This is a genomic window from endosymbiont of Ridgeia piscesae (assembly GCF_001443665.1).
GTDB classification, from domain to species: Bacteria; Pseudomonadota; Gammaproteobacteria; order Chromatiales; family Chromatiaceae; genus Endoriftia; species Endoriftia persephonae.
In genome coordinates, this window is sequence record NZ_KQ557182.1 from 1 (window position 1) to 1,475 (window position 1,475).

At 51.3% G+C, this 1,475-nt stretch carries 1 protein-coding gene; it reads left to right on the plus strand.

Going from position 1 to position 1,475, the window contains the following annotated elements; all coding sequences use genetic code 11:
- Positions 1-250 precede the first annotated feature (250 nt).
- Entirely contained in the window at positions 251-1,288 is a 1,038-nt protein-coding gene (locus Ga0074115_RS15470) for a CNNM domain-containing protein (RefSeq protein ID WP_060528711.1), read from the plus strand.
- Positions 1,289-1,475 lie beyond the last annotated feature (187 nt).

Below are 1,475 nucleotides of genomic sequence, written 5' to 3' on the forward strand. Positions count from 1 at the left end.
TACCTCTTTGGTTTCGATGGTCAGTTAGCACTTCCATCAAAACCGGTAACCCTCACTCTTTTCAAGTCAGGTGTCAGATCAGGTCTGAACTACTACAATTCAGCTGCCCAAAGTCAGCAAAAGCTATGCAACACGCCGAACCTATCTAAGATTGCCATCGTTTACATGAGAACAGATAGGCTCTCACTGACTTATAAACGCGTGCCTCTATGCTATGCTCGGAAGACCACAGAGCCTGTTGTACGGATAAATGGCACTACTGTTCTTCTATCTCTTTCTGGCCCTCTTCGTCTCCTTCCTATGCTCCATTCTTGAAGCGGTTCTGCTTTCAATCACGCCCAGCTACATCGGTTCACTGGACGACAGCACTCCGCATAAAAAACCTCTGCTGAGGCTTAAAAGCAATATCGATAACGCCATCTCATCCATCCTGACCCTCAACACCATCGCCCACACCATGGGGGCTGCCGGTGTCGGTGCCGAAGCGGCCCGAATCTTCGGTATCCAGTGGCAAAGCCTGATCGCTGTTATCCTCACACTGCTGATCCTCTACCTCTCCGAGATCATCCCAAAAACCATCGGTGCAACCTATTGGAGAGAACTGGCGAAGCTCACCACCTATATCATCGCGTTTCTCATCAAGGCGATGGCCCCACTGTTGTGGTTGTCGGGCCAGATTACCCAGCGTATTCAAAAACCAGAGAGTAACGGCCTGACCCGGGAAGAGATCTCAGCGATGGCTGAGATCGGTGAGCAGAGCGGGATTCTGGAAGAGCATGAGAGTCAGCTGATCGAGAACCTACTCTCTCTCAAGCAAGTTGCGGTTAAGGATATCCTGACACCCCGCAGCGTAGTATTCCGACTCGACGCCGACCGCAACATCGAATCCGCACTGGAAGAGCCCGAGGTCTTCATCTATTCCCGAATCCCCGTTTACGAGAAAGATCCAGACTCAATCATCGGCATGGTCTTCGCACGGGATATCCTGAAGACCACCTCCCTCGAAAATCAGACCCATGCCCCCTTGCGCAGCCTGATGACAGCGCTACACCAGGTGCCGAGGGAGATGCCCGTCTACTATCTGCTCGACCTGTTCATCAAGCGCCGGGAGCACCTCTTTCTGGTGCATGACGAATATCGTCAGTTTTCCGGCATCGTCACCCTCGAAGACACCATTGAAACGCTACTTGGGCGGGAGATCATGGATGAAGTGGATCAGGTAGCGGATATGCAGCAGTTCGCATTGGAAAAGGCTGCCCGCTGGAAACAGCAACAGCCCGGTCGCTAGGGTCTGTTAACCTATAAAGGAAAGGGATAACGGCTGACTTTTCTGGCGAAACAGGCTAGTCGTACTGACGGATCGTCCATTCGCACCCTATTAATCGTTCCGAAAGTATTGGCAGTCTATTTTTGAACTTGCCAAAATATACTTTGTATCTGACATGCGGAAGAAACTCTTAATCAGCGAAGTGCGC